Genomic DNA, 18,006 nt, shown 5'->3' with positions numbered 1-18,006 from the left:
TCTACAATCTCGCCTGGCTTCCCCGACCCAATTCGGGCTGGGACTTCAATCGAATTCGTCGATTTTGAGTTTCGCAAACAAACTGCTCGACAGAGCAAATCGTTGACTTAGAGCCAGAAGCATCGACGCCAAGCGTCTAAATCTCATTCTTCACTCAAAAAAAGCCACGACGTCTTCAGCAGCGACTTCAGAGCTTTCGAGTTTATCTGATCTAGTCGCACGAGGATTACCGAAGCATTGGCATAGTGTTCCGTCACGTAATATGTGTCTGGCTCAGCAGATAGTAGTTGCTTGCGGTCAGCCGGCGACATCTTTACCAAAAGAGAATTCGGCTCGGCCGATTTGTGAACGGCTTGGCAGGCCAGCAATTTTCCATTCAGTTTCCAAGAAGGGGCGCCATGAACGGTACCTTCCACAACGTTTGGCAGCGTCATGGCTAGCTTGCGCACCAGATCGAATGGGAAATTGTTTGTCGGCATCGCGTTCTATTCCTCTTTATCGACGATAAACAAAGTGGCAGTACCATTGGGGACGCGGGCTTTGTGTTTTAAGGACTCCCCAGGTGGAATGAAAACGCCATCGCCGGCATTTACCGTGACAACTCGCGTACCGAAGTCGATCTCAATTGTACCGTGAACGACGTATGCGATATGGCCTTTTCGGCACCAGTCCGCCTCAACAAAGTCCTCCGAGAATTCAATGAGTCGAATTTGGTGATTGCCGCGAACTACCTGTTTTACCCTCACACCGACTTCCGAAGATTTCCACGGTATCGCGGTAAAGTCGACAAGATTGCCATCCTCCTCTCTTACTGCATGATCTTCTCTTGTCGTTGGATTTGCCTTAGACGAGTTTTCGAGGTTCCTGGAATTCATTCACACGTCTTCGTTGAGTTGTTGTTGTTGATATGCGTCAACGTCTGGTCCGCCTGGTCGTTTGAGAATCGTATCCAACCAAGCCTGACATTCGAAAGTCGCCATCCTTCATGATAAATGATTGCACCTGGAACGACATTCCGCCGAGAGAAGTGACCCGCTCACCCGACCTCGGTGAAACAATGAGCTGCGTCTCGCTCCCGGAGGAATTCCGATGACACAAACGGCAGGCAGGTCGAAAATGATCAGCCTCGTAAATGGCGACAATGTCAAGTTGCCTCTCACTTCACGGCGTTGAACGCCTCGTGGTAGGACACAGTACCCGCAGCAGATTTGGTTCCAAATGAAACCGCAAGGAAGTACTCCGGTGGCATGTCGGGCAGAACAAGATCCGGATCCACCTTGAAACCGAAACGGCTGTAGAACTGTGGATATCCCAGGACAACGCAGCCACTGGCACCCTGTTTGCGCAACTCGGCCAGCGCCTGCTCCATTAGTCGCGAGCCAATCCCCTGACGCTGTCGTTCCGGCGAAACCGAGACGGGGCCGAGGCCAAACCAATCATCGCTGCCGTCAGAAATCGTAACCGGAGAAACGGCCACATGCCCGACGATTTCGGCGATCTCTTGCGCCACCATCGATACGGTTAGTTTTCCTGCTTCGCGCAATGCGTTTACGATGAAGTGTTCCGTGTGGCTGGTGTGCAGAGCATCGCGGAAGGCAGCCGCAGTCACAGCCTCAATCGCCTGGAGATCGGCAGATGTTTCGCTCCGAATCCTGATCTTCATGACCTTAGACTCCTGGTGTTGGCCGCGGAAAACAAAAGCACCGTGACCATCGATTTCAAAAACACGAATTTCGTTGGCATAACTTCACTCCAAATGGTTTTGTCGATTCCTGACACTCTGTTATTCCGCTCAGTGGGGTAGCGGTGATGAATTTGGGCTGAAGCTGAATCATTGCCCAAACGCCAATTGAGAGGGCGATCGCAAACAAATTGACACCGTAATAAGTCGGCCCAATGGGAATCGAAGATCCAAAGCCCGTGGTTTGGGAAAAAAGAAAACAACTGACAGGCCGGAAGGCAGACTCAGCGCCGCTCTCGGATTGCAGCAGCCAGAACCCGGCAAAATTTGCCAATGAGTAACTCAGCGTTGGTCCCTGAATTCGCAGTACCTGAAACAGCTGCAAAACGAGAGTGAGTCTCAGTCCGACGTGTGGCTTCTTCCACAGCAGCCATGCGGCAGCGACATTGCAGGCATAAAAGACAATCAACGCAGTCGATGCTCCGTTCAGTTGATTGGGCAACGCATGCCGAAGCACCCACAGGCCCTGCAAGCCGCCGATTGCTATGATAATGGCAGGCAGGATGCGAAACCAACTGATCATCTGTGATGGAATGCTGGGCATTTGTAGCCTGTCGTTCAAGGGGCGACATTACGCAAGTCGCGTACCATCAGAAATGTGGCAGCGGAGATTGCGTAGTGGGTGCGTGCGGTTGGTGAGTTGATGGAGTCGAAAGTGGATCGCAATTGATCCATATCGCCGATCTCAATCCAATGACGAGAGAGCGAGATCAATGCGTTCATCGCTTCGTCTGTTTCACCGACCTGGTTGATGTACTGAACGGCGATGTTGCGGTCAGCGTATTTGAAAAGTGCGATTGCGACCATGCCGCGATCGTCGCCGGAACCTTGACCAGTGCCAATTCGATCCGCCGTCTTCAACCCCGCTTCCACTTGTCCGTTCTCGATCTGACTCACCGCGATATCAGCAGCCGCTCGCGATGCGATCAGGGGCGTCCTAATCGTTTCGAAATCCTGTATTGCTGCGTCGATACGTTTTAGCTTTAACAAGACTTGTATTCGAAGGTTCTGCAGTTCCCATTTGACAAGGGCGGAACTTTCGGGCAGCCGATCAATCACGGAATTGGCGAGCGCAAGATGCCGGGCCGCTTCGTCGTTCTTACCTTCGTCAGCCAGCATCGTTGCGATCCGCAAATTTGTAACACGGATTTGGGCGATTGCCGCCGCGTCACCGTAGGTGCCAAACTTCGACGATTGATCGGGAAGCGGATTCTTCTCAATCATTTTGATCGCTTCTTCGATCGCTCGTTCCAGCGTTTCGAACGATTTTTTTTGTAAGGATCGCATCATCAGTGGTTGAAATGCCGCCAGCTTTTCTCCCCGATTCTGCGCATGATCAAACGCCTTTTGCAATTGTTCAATCGGTGGAAGCTCAGGTTGCTTCGTGGTGGCTGGCAACGTCTTTTGTCTTGTCTCCGCGATGCGAAGTATATTTTCCATTGCTGAGTTGTTGAAACTACCTTCGTTGCCTTTGAGTGTCTCTCCGGCTTCGGCCACCATCAAATCGGTGCTCTGGTCTGCATTGACCGCTGCCTGCGTTGTCGCTGCTAACGCATATAATTTCAGTTGCGGATTCGTAACACGTTTCGCTGCATTAAACGCATCGTCAACCTGCCCCAGCCGAGCATGAGCATGAGACAATTTGTCGGCTGCATGGCTGATGGCTGACTCGGTCGTGATCCTTCTGGAAGACTCAACCGCTTTCGCCATCCATCGTTCAGCCTCCACCTGATCCGCGTCGGCCGACACCGAGAATGCTGAAAGGCAGGCCAGCGATAGTATCATCGATACGAGTGATGGTGAGTTCATGATGAGTCGCCTCTGTTTCTCGTATAATAAGCCAGCATCGCGGGCGCCCCGTGCGTCAGTTTCAGTTCACGACATGCATTGTACCCCCGCTCGCTTCACTTTTTCGATTTCAGGCAACGTCAGCTTGAAATTGCCTGGTGTCCGTTGTGTCGAGCCGTGTTGACGTCGGCACCATATTTTAACAGCAAAGCGACTGCGTCAGCTTGGTCACCGCTACAGGCTCGTTGCAACGCGGTATAGTCGGCTTTGAAGTTGACATCCGCGCCAAGCTCGATCAACTTCGCGATGGTTTCAATATGCTCCTGCTCTGCGGCACAAGCCAGCGGAGTTAAGGCTTAGTAATAGTCTCGTTCGATATTGGGTTTGTGCTTCATTAACTCGCCAGCCACGTCCACCCGGTCATGAAACGATGCCAAGTCCAACAATTTCAACTCGGCGATTTGCTCGGCCGGCATCTCCAGCGTCTCCCGCTTAACCTCAGCAAGGTTGCCATGGACAACCGCAAGCTGAGCGGGACTAAGCTTGAGATTCTATCGTGCGCGAAGCAGTTCAATCACTGCGACGTTCGGGCTCTGGAGGATTTCAAGCTCTAGGCTCTTTCGATCCGCTTCACGACGGACTTCACCAGCGACCTGACTGTTTCTATGTTTCTATGTCACCCTTTCCGATGGCCTTGCGCATGGCGCTCAACTTATCTGCATATTTCTCAAATTCAGCGTCTGGAATACTGAGCGTATGCTCGGATTGTTTTTCTGCTTAGATATTCACCGAGATTCGAGGAAGTACTCCGGCCCGTTCGGCAACACCTTCAGCGGAGGCACCTTGGGAAACCGCGCGTCAAGAAGTTCGTTGCCTCTCGAACTCGATCCACGTAAACTTGAGCCATGCTAAGTCAGGGAAAACATCGGGCATTCCTATATAGCGTGCGCACGTCTCTGTTCGTGCTTACCGTGTTGTGCATCTCGCATGGATGGGTTCGCTGGCAAGTCAAACTGGTCCGACGGCAGGGCATTCCAGCACCGTCGTGGCGCCAGGTATGGCCTTCGGTCATGTTGGCTCTGATGGGGCTATTATCCTCATCGGTTCTTTCTGCTGACGATGCGATCAATCGAATTGCAGGTGCCTGGAACAAGCATTACGCCACCTTCGCCCAGAGCGACCAATACCACTACCGGTGCGCACTGACTCAACGACGAAAGAAAGCTGAACTGACCTGGAATCAAGTTCAACTTCCTGAGTCGACCCAGTTTGTCGTGGAAGAGTTTCACCTGGGACCGGCGACACGAATGGACTTGGCTTCTGGCGGCGACTTCGCTGCCATCGAAGAATCGGGATGGATTCAGATTTTTGATGGACGAGCGGGATACGTGATCCAGGACGTTGCCAGAAAGGATGTCACCATCTATTCAGCAAACCGAGACGTCGACGAAGTACTCCGGGCCACGGAACCGACGACCGATCCGCTCGCCGATGTACTGGGTCTGGCAACGTCGCGTGCCGGATCGTCATTTGGTTTGGGTATCGGCCAGCCGAGCGGCGACTTTGATGTTTCCAAGGCCCTGGTCAACGGACGTTTTCGGATCGTGTCCGCAGATGACCAGGAAGTCGAATTGACGGATGCAGATGGCGAGCGGTTCACGCTGAGCGTGCCGCATCGCTACGCACTCGTTCGCCGCGAATGGATTTGGGATTCCGAAACCGCGACCCGGGGTTCGCTCGTGAACCGCCAGTGGCGACAGTTTCCTGACGGAACTTGGTATCCAGAGATTTCAGAGTTCAGCTGTTTCGAGTCGACGGAGGACGGTTCCGCGGATGACTTGTTCACAATCCAATATCGCTTCGAAGCGTTGCCGGCCACGGTCCCGTCCGATTTCCAAATCCAAGCCGACCGCGCCGGCATGGACATTTCTTACTATGGACGCGCGGGCGACTTCCGATGGCGACGGTTGAAGGCGGGCGAGTCGTTTAACCTGACGCAATTAGCTCACGACAAACTTTCGATTCGCTGGGATGTATGGGACCAACCGCCTGTTTCGGTTTTTGAGAAAGCGAATCTTGCACCACTCGCGATCTTAGCGGTCTTCCTTGTTGTTCGATGGCTGTTTAGGCGGTCGGTAAACGCTGGCGGATCTTGGCTAGCGACCATGGTTTGGCTGTCGCTGTTGCAGGTTGCCATCTTTGTTGTCCTGGCACATGGCTCGATGTGGCTTTACCGAGGCAGCACGATCCACGACCGGACACTAGCCTCCTATTCGTGGACACACAACTCGCTGAGCGATCTTGGACGGGAGTATCGATACGACGATGGCGACAACTATCCCGCGAACATCGTTTTCCTTTGGGCACTCACCTTCGCGGGCACAGGAACGATTCTTTATGCCTGCTCGGTGCCGTATCTCTTTCAACGCCGGGCGTCGACAAAACTAGCGATACTGGCATCGCTCTGTGGCATTGTTGCCGGCTGGAGCTACATCCGAATCGGCTGGGCGCCGATCGATGTCGACTACAACGAACACACTTTTTACGTGCATGTCGGCTTCGCTGCGTTTGGGTTCATGAGTTTGCTGTACGCCGCCGCCCTGTTGCTTGAAGCTGACTATGCCAGCCACTACGGCTGGAGCCTGCTGGCATTTTGCTCGTTGCTGGGAGTCTATCTTGCGTTGTGGCAGTTCGATGGCATTGGCCCGCTACCTGACAATCTGTTGCGACAGGCGACCGCGCAAAAGATGGTCGTTTATTCCCAGGTCGTCTGCTTGGCGTTTCAAGCAGCAGGAGGGCTTCACTGGCTGAAACGACGCAAAGTCACGGATTCGAGCGTTGAAATTTTGCGTGGTCGATAGTCGACACGAAACCTGCTCACCGGCGGGTTCGCCGCCTCAATCTGTCCTCGCCGTGGAAAGTCGAGCATGATTTACCAGAAGAAAATTCAGTCAGACGGCACCCAGTGAAAATTGATCTCGGCTTCACACCGATCAACTGACCGCAAGGAACTGGACGCCTCGCCGCCCTTACTCAGCGAGAACTCGCGCCGAAAAGTGTAGAATCTTGAGCCAGACAACTGGGCTCGTTATTGCGTTGGTGATCTGGAGCTGAGTTTTCGAATATGTCGATCGCAGAACAGGTGGAACGATGAAGGTCTTTCAATGGGCGCTATTGGTTTTATTGCTCGGTAGCGGATGCAGTCGCGAGGCGAATCAGGGAAAACCTGGGAATGCCGTCGGAAACGTTGATGGGCAATCGGAGCAGGATACATCGTTTGCGGATGTCCGCAGGGCGTTCAAGACTCGCCTTGTGCTCCAGGAGAAAACGAATGAAGCGGTGCCAATACCGCCTCCGCAATTATTCGATGTTGTGCATTTTGATTCAGCCGTGGGAAAACTCGCCGCATATCTTAGCCGGCCGCGGGAGGGCGGTGCCAAACAGCCTGCGATCATTTGGGTATTCGGTGGCTTCGACAACAGCATCGGAGAGACCGCGTGGGAGGAGTCCACGCCTGAGGACGATCAATCGGCCAGCGCCTTTCGAGAGGCGGGCATCGTGACGATGTATCCCTCGTTTCGAGGAGGCAACGAGAATCCCGGTTTTAGAGAGTGTTGTTATGGGGAGGTCAACGACGTAATCGCCGCCGCGGAATATCTTTCAAAGCAAGACTTTGTCGATCCCAACCGAATCTACTTGGGCGGGCATAGCACGGGCGGGACACTGGTCATTCTGGCCGCGGCCGCCAGTGATCGATTTCGCGCCGTGTTTTCCTTTGGGGCGATCGACGAAATCATTGGCTACTCAAGCGAACCGATCCCCTTCGATTACAAAGATAAACAGGAATTGAAAATGCGATCTCCCATACATTGGTTGAGCTCGATCAAAAATCCGACGTTTGTATTCGAAGGCGCATCCTCGGGCAGTAATCTCTACGCACTTTATCAATTGAAGCGTGCGTCCAAAAATCCGTTGGTTCAGTTTCATCCCGTCAAAGGGAAGGATCACTTCAGCGTGCTGGCTCCCGTGACCAAGTTGATTGCCGAGAAAATCGCTCTCGACACCGGCCCCCAATGCTCAGTCGAGTTCTCCGGCGGCGAGATTGCAAAGCATGCTAAAGAGTAGCCAGCATCGCTATTTCAGCATCTTTGAGTTTTCGCAACGGTAGAAACATTGGATTTACGTTCGTCCTCTCGACGGTTTCTACTCACGTTCTAGGATTGCACGTCGCTCGCCCAATTCATCGTAGTAGTACGCTAGTTTTCCTGGAACGCACGAGAGCAGTGCGCCAAATCCCGCCGCCTCGATGTCGGTCATCGCTTCCAGCAGTGGCAGCGTTTTGCCGTCCACGGAATCCGCCGAGCCGAAAACGTAAACGTCAGCGCGACAGCCTTTGCTGCAGAGCAGCTTTGCGATTTCGAACTTACGCATGGTTGAGCGTGGGTCGCGTGGCAACCAGGTCACGAATCGTTCGTCAAAGTCACGGCAGTGATTCAGCCGATTGCAACACTGTCCGCGTCGCCGCATGTCGCCTGCACTAAGTAGAAATCGATAACGCTCGCGGATATCCTTCAAGACAAACGCGGCGATTAGTCGTTCTTCATGTTCATTCATGGCAGATTGTGGAGTCGGCATGGTGGGATGGTCAGTCATCGTATGCCACTGACTCTCTCAGACGGTGATCGTAACGATTCTGCGTTTGGGTAGTGGTGGCCAAGCCCCGATCGTGAATCCATTTTCGCACACATTACTTTATTTGACCGGAAAGAGTTGGGCATCAGTCTGCTCCACAACAAATAAGATCGCTTTCCCACACGCCCCATTGGCTTTGTGTTTCGTGGGTTCGCCGGATGGAATGCACAAACCGTCACCGGCACGATATCTCACGACTCGGCCGCAATAATCGATTTCGAGTGTTCCTTCGACCACATATCCGACGTGACCAGAGACGCACCAGTCGACCTCTACAAAATTGTCGCTGAACACGATCAGACGAATGCGATGATCGCCTCGACTTAACTGCTTGACGCGGAACACTGGGGCGGCAATTTCCTAACGTGCGTGCGGCTTGCGCGTTGCTCAGGCCGTCAATGACGGTCAGCTCAAAAGCCTTCCAGGTGTCTGGACAGACGTCGGCGCGAACCACCTCAGCCGCCCGCAAATACAACTCGCGTCGATACTCCAGGGCAATCATCAATTCGGTCGCATCTTCACGCTGCGGAAGCTCGGCTAACAATTCGTCGATCGATAGCAAGCCTGCTGCTTGGTCTGGCGGACGGCGTGTGACAGCATTAAGAATCGCGTTACGCGCTATGCGACGCAGCCAATGTCGAAACCGAGTTCCCTCATGTGCCTTTTCCCAACGCTGAACCGCCGAAGCGACCGCCAGCAATACCTCTTGACCTAAATCCTGTGCATCGGCTTCCTGCATTCGGTGTGCGACGGCGATCCGATAAATCACGGGGTGGTAAATTTCTACAAACTGTTCCCACGCCAGCCGAGTGTTCGGATCTCTGACCTGAAAAATCAGACTTTGTCGCGTTTCGGGGAATGAAGTCATCGGACACTCAGCATCAAGAAAAAAATGCATCTCGATTGCGACAAGCAGGTCAGACGCAAACAGGTTCGCACCTGAAAACTTCGCCCGGCTCGAACCAGACTACGTTGCCACTCAGGGGCTATGATCGCTAACAGAATTCGCTCGAGAACAAATGCTCTGAGATGCCATCGTTGCTGCCTGCCGCCAGCGAGTTGGTCCAGCAATTTATCGCAACTATTTCTCAAACTCTCGACAGAATTCAGGATTTGAGGCGGACGGTTTGCATAAGTAACCCAGGAGGGCTTTGCGTTTCTTGTCTTCGCAAACAACTCAAGCGAAGTCGCAAAAATGTGGTCACCGTCGTGACCACTTCTCCTAAGTAACCCTGAGAAGACTGTCGTTAGGCATTTCGCAACATCCTGTCCGACTCGCAGGTCAAATATTCTCGTTGCGTTTTCTTCAAGGAATCCTGGGACGAAATGGCGGTGTAGCAATTTGGTGTGCGCAATGATGTCGCGAAACGGTTTAAGTGACTAATAGGGGCGAGTGTGTTTTTGGAATCGATTTTTGGCCAAATCAATTCGCGACCGCCAAACTTTCCACGAAATCGGAAAGGCAGTTTCGACTTTTGGACGTCAAAGTTGGAAGGTCTAGAGGTAGAGGAACGGTGTTTGCCCGTTCAAGATCGCAGCCTTATCACGCGCGAACTTCTCTCGTAGTCGCTGCCGATTCGTGTCGAATCTGCAGCGGTCAGAAATAGAGCGGCGTTGTCGCGTTGACTGGATTGATTTCAGGCAATGTTCGCAGAACGGCGCGCAGTCGTCTTCAAGAACGGCATAGGTAAAGGGTAGAGGACGAGATTTCGCAGCAAGTTTTCATCGTCGCGTTGCCGTACGAGACCTTCTCGATGATCCCGTCTGATGTCCGGTTTCGAAACTATTTTCATCCAGATTCCGTGATCTCGCTGTTTTTTCCGGTAGGTCTATAGGTAGGGGGCGACCGTTTCTTCATGATTCAAGGCCACATTTTATTTTGCAAAGTTCTGATTTTTCCAACGCCAATTTTCGTAACACCAGAGAATTTCAAATGCAGTAACGAAGCAGCACGATTAGGCCCGTGTTTGCCGCTGTTTTTCGACCGGCGGCTGTCGCACGAGCCCACAAACAATCGGCCAACTCGCGTCGAAGCGTTAACGGGGCCGCGTTCACGCTCGGATCGCTTGAGCGTTTTGCCGCGACCGATTTTAGCGTGTTTTGCCGTGCCAAACCGTCATCGCGATCCACCCAACTGCAATGAAAGTCCAAGCGGAAATTTTTGTTTGACAAGCCTCCTTCAATTCCCATAATCCTGCTCGCTCGACCACCGAGCCACTCAGCCAACCAACCAGCGACCAACTCAGCCAACGAGCTCCTCGCCCGCCCGCGATTCGTCGCGGCGAGCTTCTTTTGAATCTGCCGTTCGTCCCCGCATCGGGTGACTCCGCAGATTTTGGTCCCTCTCTTTCTTGGCTTCGCCGCCTGCCCATCAACCGGCAACCGCTGCGAAGCCGTTCCGCGTGCAAACAGGAAATTCATGTCACAGCCCCCGCTGCTATTGACCGTCGGTGAGATCGCCCGGCGACTCGACACCAAGGTCCACCGCATCGAATACATCATTCGATCAAGACGCATCGAAGCGACCGGCTGGGCCGGCCACGCTCGGGTGTTCTCGCAGGCCAGCTTCGATCACATCGCCAGCGAACTGAGTCGCATGGATGCGGAACGCAATCGTCAATCTTCAACTCGGGTTTAGGGACGAATACGAACATGCAAGTCACTGAACCTCAAACGATTGAATCGGCCGGCACTGCCGAGTATCCGATACAGAATATCCCGCCTTCGCTGCTATCGGTGCCGCAATGGGTGTGCTGGAGATCCGTCATTCGTGACAATCGACCGACCAAGGAACCAATCGATCCGCGAAACGGTCGGTTGGCGAAGACCAATGATCCATCCACATGGTCAGACTTCGAGAAAGCCTGGGATCGCTTTGAGTCGTCGCACGGAACCAACGGCATCGGACTCAACGGCATCGGTTTCGTTTTCACCGCCGATGACCCATTCGCCGGCGTGGACATCGACGACTGTTTAGCCGAATCTGGCGAATACACCTGGGGTGCCGATATCGTTTCAAACTTCGACACCTACGCCGAGGTTTCGCCGTCGGGGACCGGTGTGAAGTTGTTCCTTTGTGGAGCCAAACCATCGTTTGCGCAATGTCGAAAGGAGGGGTTCGGGCCGCTGATGATTGGCAAGGTCGAAGTCTACGATCAAGGCCGGTTCTTCACCGTCACCGGGAAACGATTGAGCGGCTCGCCGGCCGACGTGCAAGACTGCCAGGGAAGCCTTGACGAGCTTTGCGAGCAGCTATGGCCGCCATCACAGAGCGAAACGAATGAACGATCGGGGCCGCAAGACGCCGCGTTCGATGACTGCCTGGCGGCGTTGCTCAAGTTAACGATCAATGATCACAACGACGGCTCGCATCGACTCTATGTTTCGTGCTGCCGGTGCGTCGAACACGACCTTTCGGACGAAGCAGCCATACGGTGCATCCGGCAATACACGGCGGTTCGCCCGTTTCCGAAGGAGTGGAGCGATGCCGAGATCGCAAAACGGCTACGCGATGCGGAGAAGACATGCCGACGGGGTGAGGCGTTGGGCACCCAAGACTCGGCTAAGAGTCGCACGCCCTATTCCCGGTTCACTCCGCAGATCAAGCCAGTAGGCGATTTGCTGAACGAATTTCCGGTTCTCCGCGAGCCGATCATCGACGGTTTGCTACGAGTCGGCGAAACGATGAACGTCATCGCACCGCCCAAGCTTGGCAAATCGTGGTTGGTTATGGATTTGGCGATGGCGGTGGCTACGGGGCGAATATGGTTGGACACCTACCAGACGCATCAGGGAAACGTGCTGCTTCTTGATAACGAACTGCACTCCGAAACCTCCGCCAGCCGGATTCCTCGCGTCGCTTCGGCTCGCGGGATTCAGGTTGAATCGCTGAACGATTCGATGTTCATCGACAACCTGCGTGGCCGGCTTCCCGACATCAATTCGCTTGACCTTTACTTTGACGGATTCACACCTGGCTTCTTCAAGATGGTCATCCTGGATGCGTTCTATCGTTTCATGCCAAAGGACACCGACGAAAATAGCAACGGCAACGTGACGGATCTGTACAACGCACTCGATCGCTATGCCGCCAAACTGCAGTGCTCATTCGTCCTAGTTCATCACGCCAGCAAAGGCAACCAATCTGTAAAGTCCGTCACCGACGTTGGCGCCGGTGCTGGCAGTCAGTCGCGGGCGACCGACACACACTTGGTCCTTCGACATCACAAAGAGGCGGATTGCGTGGTCGTCGATGCGGCGGTCAGGTCTTGGCCACCGATTGAGCCGAGATGCCTGCGTTGGTTGTTTCCGGTTTGGTATCTCGACGACAACCTCGATCCAACCGACCTCAAACCCGAACGCGGCGGACGGAAGCCGAAAGACCCGCCGGAGCCGCGTCGCGTCTGGACAGTTGAGTCGTTCGTGAGAGCGTTTGTAACAGAGGAACCGCAAACGCTTTCACAGGTCGAAAAAAAGGCTGCGGCAGATGGCGAGATGTCAAAACGCGAGGCCCGCGAACTGCGACAGGCTGCTGAGGATGAAGGTTTGATCTATCGCTGGACGTTCGGCGCGGCCCGCAAAGCGAAGGTTGCCACGGTCCCAAAGCCGGCGTCCGAGAGCGACTGGTGACCGAATCGTGTGTGTGCACACGCACCATCAAACGCATGCGCACAAACACAAAATGTCCGTCTGTGCGTGTGCGCGCACCCCCCTACAACCCCCAGGGGCGGTGCAAGCACGCCCGCCCCTGTGTGTGATCGGCCGCGCGTGCGCACACACACAGAACATCGAACGGGTCCTCCGGCGGGGAGGCGCTCAGGTCAGTCCCCACGAACCAGCCGCCTTACTTACCTCAGTTTGTTTTCTGGAACAAGTTGTCCGACTTTTGGAGAAAAGCATGAAGAATGATCATTTTGAATTGGCACGTTGCCTCGTCGCCGAGATTGAAGTATTCGGGGAACTGGCGACCGCTAAGTTTCCAATCCGCACCAGCTGGCTTAACGGAATGGAACACCACGGCATCCCATTCGAGCCGACCTATTGGGCCACTCGCAAAAACTCGCGAAAGAGGATGCGGCTGGGGCGGACAACGAAAAAACTGGTCGAACTACGGCACCTACAACGCCTAACCCTGCACCGTAAGGGGCGCACCAGTCATGTCGTGCCAACGGCCGATTTTCTGGCCGAAACCATCACGCAGCTTGATGTCGAAGCCTCTCGCAACGATTTCTTTGCTGGCTTGTTCAAAACCCGTTGGGGCCGCGACATGATCGAACCGATCCGCGAACAGCTCAAACCCAACTCGCACGGCCAAGTCTGATCCGCTGTAACAACCCAACAACAAACCAACCGAATCAACGCCCCTGCCTTTGGAATCTTCGCACCCACGCCGACGAACGCCGGCCAGTCTCTTTCCCCCGAGTTTGGATGCTCACGAAAGTCGAATCATCATCGCCCTCACCCCAGTCCCGCCAACTCCAAATCGCCACATGTTTGGCCGACGCGATCATCAACCTGCGAGCGTTGTCGGGAACGTCCCGGCCAATCTCTGAGACTTCTTCCGAAAGTTGCCAACGTTCGGTTGACTCTTCTGCGAACTCAGTGCTCAGTGTCACGACGCCAAACGTCTCGGCGTCCGAAACACCCAATCGAGGAGTCACCCATGAAGCTTAATGTCGCGAAGGAAGTCGCGCGGTTACAGAAAATGACCTGCGGCGAACTGCGAGATCAATTCGCCGAAGTTACCGGCGAAACAACCAACGCCAAAAACCGCAAGTGGCTGATACGCCGCATCGTTTGGCGGATGCAGGCGAGCATCGAAGGCGGATTGTCACGCCAGGCGATAGCTCGCCTTCGTGAATTGGCCGAAGGAGCCGATTTGCGAGTGACCGCACCGGCAGCCCGCCGGCTGTCTGCCGAGGCGGCGAAACATACCCGAGTGTTCCCGACCGGAGTGCAAACATCTGCGAAACCGCTGCCCGGCACGCTGATCACACGTGTTTACAAAAACCGAGAGATTCGAGTCCGAGTGACGAACACCGGATTTGAGTTTGAAGGCGAACTGTTTCGATCACTTTCGGCCGTTGCCAAACACGTTACCGGTTCGCACTGGAGCGGCAACAAATTTTTCAATCTCAACTGTAAAGAGGCTGGCCAATGAGGAAGTCCCAACAATCCAAACCTGAAAAGCTCGTCCGCTGTGCGATCTATACCCGCAAGAGTACCGAAGAGGGGCTCGAACAGGATTACAGTTCACTGGACGCCCAGCGTGACGCCGCGGAAGCGTACGTGGCCTCTCAAAAGCACGAAGGCTGGGAAGTCGTCGCCCAGTCCTACAACGATGGCGGCTTCACCGGCAGCAACATGGAACGGCCAGCGCTGAGAGAATTGCTGGCCGACATCGAAGCAGACAATATCGACTGCGTGATCGTCTACAAAGTCGATCGTCTCAGCCGATCACTGCTCGATTTCACCCGCATCATCGAGACGTTCGACTCACATAGTGTTTCGTTTGTCAGCGTGACGCAGCAGTTCAACACATCGACCTCGATGGGCCGGCTCGTCCTGAACGTCCTCCTCTCGTTCGCCCAGTTCGAACGAGAGATGATTAGCGAGCGGATCCGCGACAAAGTGGCCGCCTCGCGCCGGCGTGGCAAATGGTCCGGCGGAATGCCATTATTGGGATACACGGTCGAGAACACGAAGTTGGTGGTCGACGAGGTCGAAGCGGACCGCGTTCGCCAAATCTATGCCTTGTATGTCGAACATCGCTCACTATTGCCGGTCGTTAAAGAACTGAAGCAACGCGGATGGACGTCCAAACAATGGGTCACCAAGAAAGGCGATCAACGTGGCGGTCGAGCGTTCACGAGAAACTCACTCTACAAGATGCTGACCAACGTCACCTACATCGGAAAAACTCGATACAAGGACGAAACGCACGAAGGCGAGCACGACGGCATTGTGCCGCTGGACCTGTTTCGCCGTGTGCAAAATCAACTTAAGGCGAACGGGCAATCCGGCGGCACAGGGGTTCGGAACAAGCACAACGCGTTGCTGAAGGGTTTGATCTGGTGCCAATCTTGCGGTCGCCCGATGACACACTCTTACAGTTGCAAAGGCAGCAAACGATATCGCTACTATGTTTGCGGCACCGCGATGCAAAAAGGCTGGGCAGAATGCCCGGCTCCATCGGTGCCCGCCGGTGAGATTGAACGGTTCGTCGTACAACAGATTCAATCGATCGGCACCGATGAAGAACTGCTCGATCAAACGATCGGTCAAATCGAATCCCGGTCCAAGCAGCAACAGGAAGCTCTCGAGTCCGAACGTAAAGGGTTGGAGCGACAGCTTCGCAATGACCATGAAAAGCTGCGGGCGATTGCCGCCAACGCGACCAATAACAGACGCGTTGCGGGACTGCCCGAACTGCAATCGCGAATCGACGTGGCCAGTGACCGCTTGAATGCGATCGAGTCGGAACGTCAATCGCTGCAGAATCAATCCATCGACAACGCGGACGTGCGGCAGCTGTTGGCCGGCTTTGAAGAGCTCTGGGACACCATCCAACCCCGCGAGCAGGTTCGCCTAACATCGCTGTTGGTTGACCGAGTGGACTTTGACGGCGTCGCTGGCAACGTCGCGATCACATTCCACGACACAGGCATGCAGAGCCTGACGGCCGGCACCGTGGAGGCATTGGCATGAACAAAAAGCTAACCATCAACCGTTCCTTCCATGTCAAGATACGTCGCAACGGCAGCAAGAGTCTTGAAGATGGCAAGGAACCGTCCGTGCCAGAAGGCCGCATCCCACGAATCACTCGATTGTTGGCGCTGGCCCATCGTTGCTATGACTTGGTTCGCGACGGGGTGATCCTCAACCAATCCGAGCTTGCGCACTACGGCCAAATCTCAACCACGCGAATGTCGCAAATTATGTGGCTCGACAATCTAGCCCCAGACATTCAAGAACAGATTCTCGACTTACCACGAACGATCCAGGGCCGCGATGCGATCCTTGAACGCGAAGTGCGGCCGATCGCTAAGACACACGACTGGGGCGACCAGAGAAAGATGTGGGTGGATCTTCTGCATCGGTCACAAGCATCGCCGCCGACCGATTTGATCTGATTCCGAAATCTAACTGTGCCGAACCAATTCCCTCCAACGCCGCCACGTTCGCCACACGCCGCGGCGTTTGCTTGTTCGGACGCCGTGCCGACCAATTCCAACGGACGCGACACACGCCAATTGTCGGCCAGGTCGGGCAGCGAAACAAAAATGCAAAAAGGTTGTATTTGGCAGGAGGAATCGACTTGCTGCGTCCTCCGATTCATGCTCAATATATGTCGTCCCAAACCGTTTTGCACCACCTCAAACGGATCCCCAAACATGACACAACGCAAAGCCCACGAGATCAAACCTGGCGACCGAATCGGCGGCGTCGAAGTGTTCGACAGCCTTCGCCCCACCTTCGGCGGTTATTACATCCCAATGGTCGACGGAACGAGGATTGAGGTCGCGTCACCCGACACGCTCATCACCACCGATTAACAGTAACTCCATTTCCCTTTTTCAAATACGAAGATAAAGTCATGAAGATTGGCGAATTGATCGAACTGCTCGCAGAGTACCAAGACGAACATGGCGAAGACTGTGAAGTGCGTTTGATGACGCAAGAAAACTGGCCTTTTGAAAACCGGATTGCCGGCGTGACCAGCGGTGCGGAAATGAACGAAGCGAGCGAGGACGACCCCAGCGAGTACTTCGACGACCAAGACGTGGCCGACGACGCGATGGTTTACATCGTCGAAGGAGGCCAGATTTGCTACGGCAGCAAACGAGCTTGGGAGACCGCCCGCAGCTGCTAGCCATGCGCTTTCTGAATACCGTTGCGGCGCCGCAACACGCGGCGTCTATCGGCCAAGTTGGAGATGTCGCAAAACATGCAAAAAGTTCAGGAATTGATTCTCGGACTTGGTTGATGCGCCGGCGAATTGATGGCCTCATGTGTTCATCGTATCGCAGCGAACGCAAACAATACCCTTTCCACCGGAGACCCAACCATGGCCATGACCGAGACCCAAAAGACCCGCGCCAGCGAACTTCGCACCGCTATGCTAACACTCGACCCGGAGGCCTACCAAGAGATTCGGCGGTCGTACTACAAGATCGCCGAGGAGCTTCGCCCCTTGGTCGACGCCCTTGAAAAGGCCGACGTCGACCACGGCGGTCCGGCTGGCCCGCTCTTGGAAGAACATTACATCTTTTGCGAGATGCTCGACCAACTAAAAAAAAGTGTCCTTGGCGCGGTGGTGTAAACCCGCCAAGCCCATCCCAATTGCCGGCTTCAGCACGCCCGACGTTGGTAGCGTCCGGGCGTTTTGCCGTCAGTGCGGCTCAATCCTGCCACACCCCACCAAACGCGTCACGCTGCCCGACAACGGGCCACGGCTTTTTTCGAACGGATCAATTTCGTAGTGGAAAACTCAACATGATGACACAGCTCAAACCAGGCGATCGCATCCGTCTGACTTCGATGACTGACGATCCCGATCCAATTCCGACTGGCACCACCGGAACTGTCACGGGCCTGCACCTGCAAAATGGCTGGACGCAAGTCGATGTCGACTGGGAAAACGGTCGGTCGCTGATGCTTTCGATTCCACCGGACGTCGCTGAACGTGTCGGCGCCGTTCAACTGAACGGCAAAAGCTGTTAACCCCGAGCGGCGTTTTTCGCGTCCGGTCCGCAGGAGCCGAAGCAATCGGCGAATGAACTTAG

Annotated in this window: 22 protein-coding genes; 12 read left to right on the top strand and 10 right to left on the bottom strand. The window is 54.5% G+C overall.

Annotated features, from left to right (window positions below):
- Nucleotides 1-143 precede the first annotated feature (143 nt).
- From Poly41_RS14485 to Poly41_RS35700, 6 genes are all read right to left on the bottom strand, one after another.
- Nucleotides 144-479 carry an MmcQ/YjbR family DNA-binding protein gene (locus Poly41_RS14485; RefSeq protein WP_146526991.1) on the bottom strand — a complete coding sequence of 112 codons (336 nt, stop codon included), beginning with the start codon at nucleotides 477-479 and terminating at the stop codon, nucleotides 144-146.
- A 6-nt stretch (nucleotides 480-485) separates the two neighbouring features.
- Nucleotides 486-875 (bottom strand): phosrestin, encoded by a 390-nt coding sequence (locus Poly41_RS14480; protein WP_146526989.1) that lies wholly within the window; start codon nucleotides 873-875, stop codon nucleotides 486-488.
- A 281-nt stretch (nucleotides 876-1,156) separates the two neighbouring features.
- Entirely contained in the window at nucleotides 1,157-1,663 is a 507-nt protein-coding gene (locus Poly41_RS14475; RefSeq protein WP_146526987.1) for a GNAT family N-acetyltransferase, read from the bottom strand.
- A 55-nt stretch (nucleotides 1,664-1,718) separates the two neighbouring features.
- Nucleotides 1,719-2,285, bottom strand: a complete 567-nt coding sequence (locus Poly41_RS14470; protein WP_146526985.1) for a type 1 periplasmic-binding domain-containing protein — start codon at nucleotides 2,283-2,285, stop codon at nucleotides 1,719-1,721.
- A 14-nt stretch (nucleotides 2,286-2,299) separates the two neighbouring features.
- Entirely contained in the window at nucleotides 2,300-3,550 is a 1,251-nt protein-coding gene (locus Poly41_RS14465) for a hypothetical protein (protein WP_146526983.1), read from the bottom strand.
- Nucleotides 3,551-3,669: 119 nt separating this feature from the next.
- On the bottom strand, nucleotides 3,670-3,873 hold the full coding sequence (locus tag Poly41_RS35700) for an ankyrin repeat domain-containing protein (RefSeq protein WP_146527172.1): 204 nt from the start codon (nucleotides 3,871-3,873) through the stop codon (nucleotides 3,670-3,672).
- A 738-nt stretch (nucleotides 3,874-4,611) separates the two neighbouring features.
- On the opposite strand from Poly41_RS35700, the gene Poly41_RS14455 reads away from it, so the two are divergent.
- Both Poly41_RS14455 and Poly41_RS14450 read left to right on the top strand, forming a co-directional pair.
- Entirely contained in the window at nucleotides 4,612-6,390 is a 1,779-nt protein-coding gene (locus Poly41_RS14455; RefSeq protein ID WP_231615657.1) for a DUF998 domain-containing protein, read from the top strand.
- A 289-nt stretch (nucleotides 6,391-6,679) separates the two neighbouring features.
- Entirely contained in the window at nucleotides 6,680-7,654 is a 975-nt protein-coding gene (locus tag Poly41_RS14450) for an alpha/beta hydrolase family protein (protein WP_146526979.1), read from the top strand.
- A gap of 78 nt (nucleotides 7,655-7,732) precedes the next feature.
- On the opposite strand, the gene Poly41_RS14445 is transcribed toward Poly41_RS14450, so the two are convergent.
- The 4 genes from Poly41_RS14445 to Poly41_RS34085 all read right to left on the bottom strand — a co-directional run bounded on the left by Poly41_RS14445 (nucleotide 7,733) and on the right by Poly41_RS34085 (nucleotide 10,393).
- Nucleotides 7,733-8,182, bottom strand: a complete 450-nt coding sequence (locus Poly41_RS14445) for a hypothetical protein (RefSeq protein ID WP_146526977.1) — start codon at nucleotides 8,180-8,182, stop codon at nucleotides 7,733-7,735.
- Between the two features lie 99 nt (nucleotides 8,183-8,281).
- On the bottom strand, nucleotides 8,282-8,416 hold the full coding sequence (locus tag Poly41_RS35695) for a hypothetical protein (protein WP_390621425.1): 135 nt from the start codon (nucleotides 8,414-8,416) through the stop codon (nucleotides 8,282-8,284).
- A complete protein-coding gene (locus Poly41_RS14435) occupies nucleotides 8,397-9,089 on the bottom strand; it encodes an RNA polymerase sigma factor (protein WP_197231337.1) in 693 nt (230 codons plus the stop codon). Before Poly41_RS14435 ends, Poly41_RS35695 begins: the two co-directional genes overlap by 20 nt.
- Before the next feature lie 1,061 nt (nucleotides 9,090-10,150).
- Entirely contained in the window at nucleotides 10,151-10,393 is a 243-nt protein-coding gene (locus tag Poly41_RS34085) for a hypothetical protein (protein ID WP_197231336.1), read from the bottom strand.
- Nucleotides 10,394-10,640: 247 nt separating this feature from the next.
- On the opposite strand from Poly41_RS34085, the gene Poly41_RS14425 reads away from it, so the two are divergent.
- From Poly41_RS14425 to Poly41_RS14385, 10 genes are all read left to right on the top strand, one after another.
- On the top strand, nucleotides 10,641-10,859 hold the full coding sequence (locus Poly41_RS14425) for a hypothetical protein (protein WP_146526970.1): 219 nt from the start codon (nucleotides 10,641-10,643) through the stop codon (nucleotides 10,857-10,859).
- Between the two features lie 14 nt (nucleotides 10,860-10,873).
- Complete coding sequence (locus Poly41_RS14420) at nucleotides 10,874-12,850, top strand: AAA family ATPase (RefSeq protein WP_146526968.1); 1,977 nt, start codon at nucleotides 10,874-10,876, stop codon at nucleotides 12,848-12,850.
- A 268-nt stretch (nucleotides 12,851-13,118) separates the two neighbouring features.
- Nucleotides 13,119-13,541: a hypothetical protein gene (locus Poly41_RS14415; RefSeq protein ID WP_146526966.1), complete on the top strand. Its 423-nt coding sequence runs from the start codon at nucleotides 13,119-13,121 to the stop codon at nucleotides 13,539-13,541.
- Nucleotides 13,542-13,883: 342 nt separating this feature from the next.
- The gene (locus Poly41_RS14410) at nucleotides 13,884-14,381 is read left to right on the top strand and encodes a DUF2924 domain-containing protein (protein WP_146526964.1); all 498 of its coding nucleotides are present in this window, start codon (nucleotides 13,884-13,886) and stop codon (nucleotides 14,379-14,381) included.
- Complete coding sequence (locus Poly41_RS14405) at nucleotides 14,378-15,928, top strand: recombinase family protein (RefSeq protein ID WP_146526962.1); 1,551 nt, start codon at nucleotides 14,378-14,380, stop codon at nucleotides 15,926-15,928. The genes Poly41_RS14410 and Poly41_RS14405 overlap by 4 nt, the downstream gene beginning before the upstream one ends.
- Nucleotides 15,925-16,353 carry a hypothetical protein gene (locus Poly41_RS14400; protein ID WP_146526960.1) on the top strand — a complete coding sequence of 143 codons (429 nt, stop codon included), beginning with the start codon at nucleotides 15,925-15,927 and terminating at the stop codon, nucleotides 16,351-16,353. Before Poly41_RS14405 ends, Poly41_RS14400 begins: the two co-directional genes overlap by 4 nt.
- Nucleotides 16,354-16,614: 261 nt before the next feature.
- Nucleotides 16,615-16,776, top strand: a complete 162-nt coding sequence (locus Poly41_RS34080) for a hypothetical protein (RefSeq protein ID WP_197231335.1) — start codon at nucleotides 16,615-16,617, stop codon at nucleotides 16,774-16,776.
- 41 nt (nucleotides 16,777-16,817) lie between these two features.
- Nucleotides 16,818-17,093 carry a hypothetical protein gene (locus Poly41_RS14395; RefSeq protein WP_146526957.1) on the top strand — a complete coding sequence of 92 codons (276 nt, stop codon included), beginning with the start codon at nucleotides 16,818-16,820 and terminating at the stop codon, nucleotides 17,091-17,093.
- Nucleotides 17,094-17,288: 195 nt separating this feature from the next.
- A complete protein-coding gene (locus Poly41_RS14390; protein WP_146526956.1) occupies nucleotides 17,289-17,543 on the top strand; it encodes a hypothetical protein in 255 nt (84 codons plus the stop codon).
- A gap of 173 nt (nucleotides 17,544-17,716) precedes the next feature.
- Entirely contained in the window at nucleotides 17,717-17,944 is a 228-nt protein-coding gene (locus Poly41_RS14385) for a DUF4314 domain-containing protein (protein ID WP_146526954.1), read from the top strand.
- The last annotated feature ends 62 nt before the right edge of the window (nucleotides 17,945-18,006 follow it).

Source organism: Novipirellula artificiosorum (assembly GCF_007860135.1).
Lineage (GTDB): Bacteria > Planctomycetota > Planctomycetia > Pirellulales > Pirellulaceae > Novipirellula_A > Novipirellula_A artificiosorum.
This window is presented reverse-complemented; position numbering and strand designations above follow the sequence as displayed.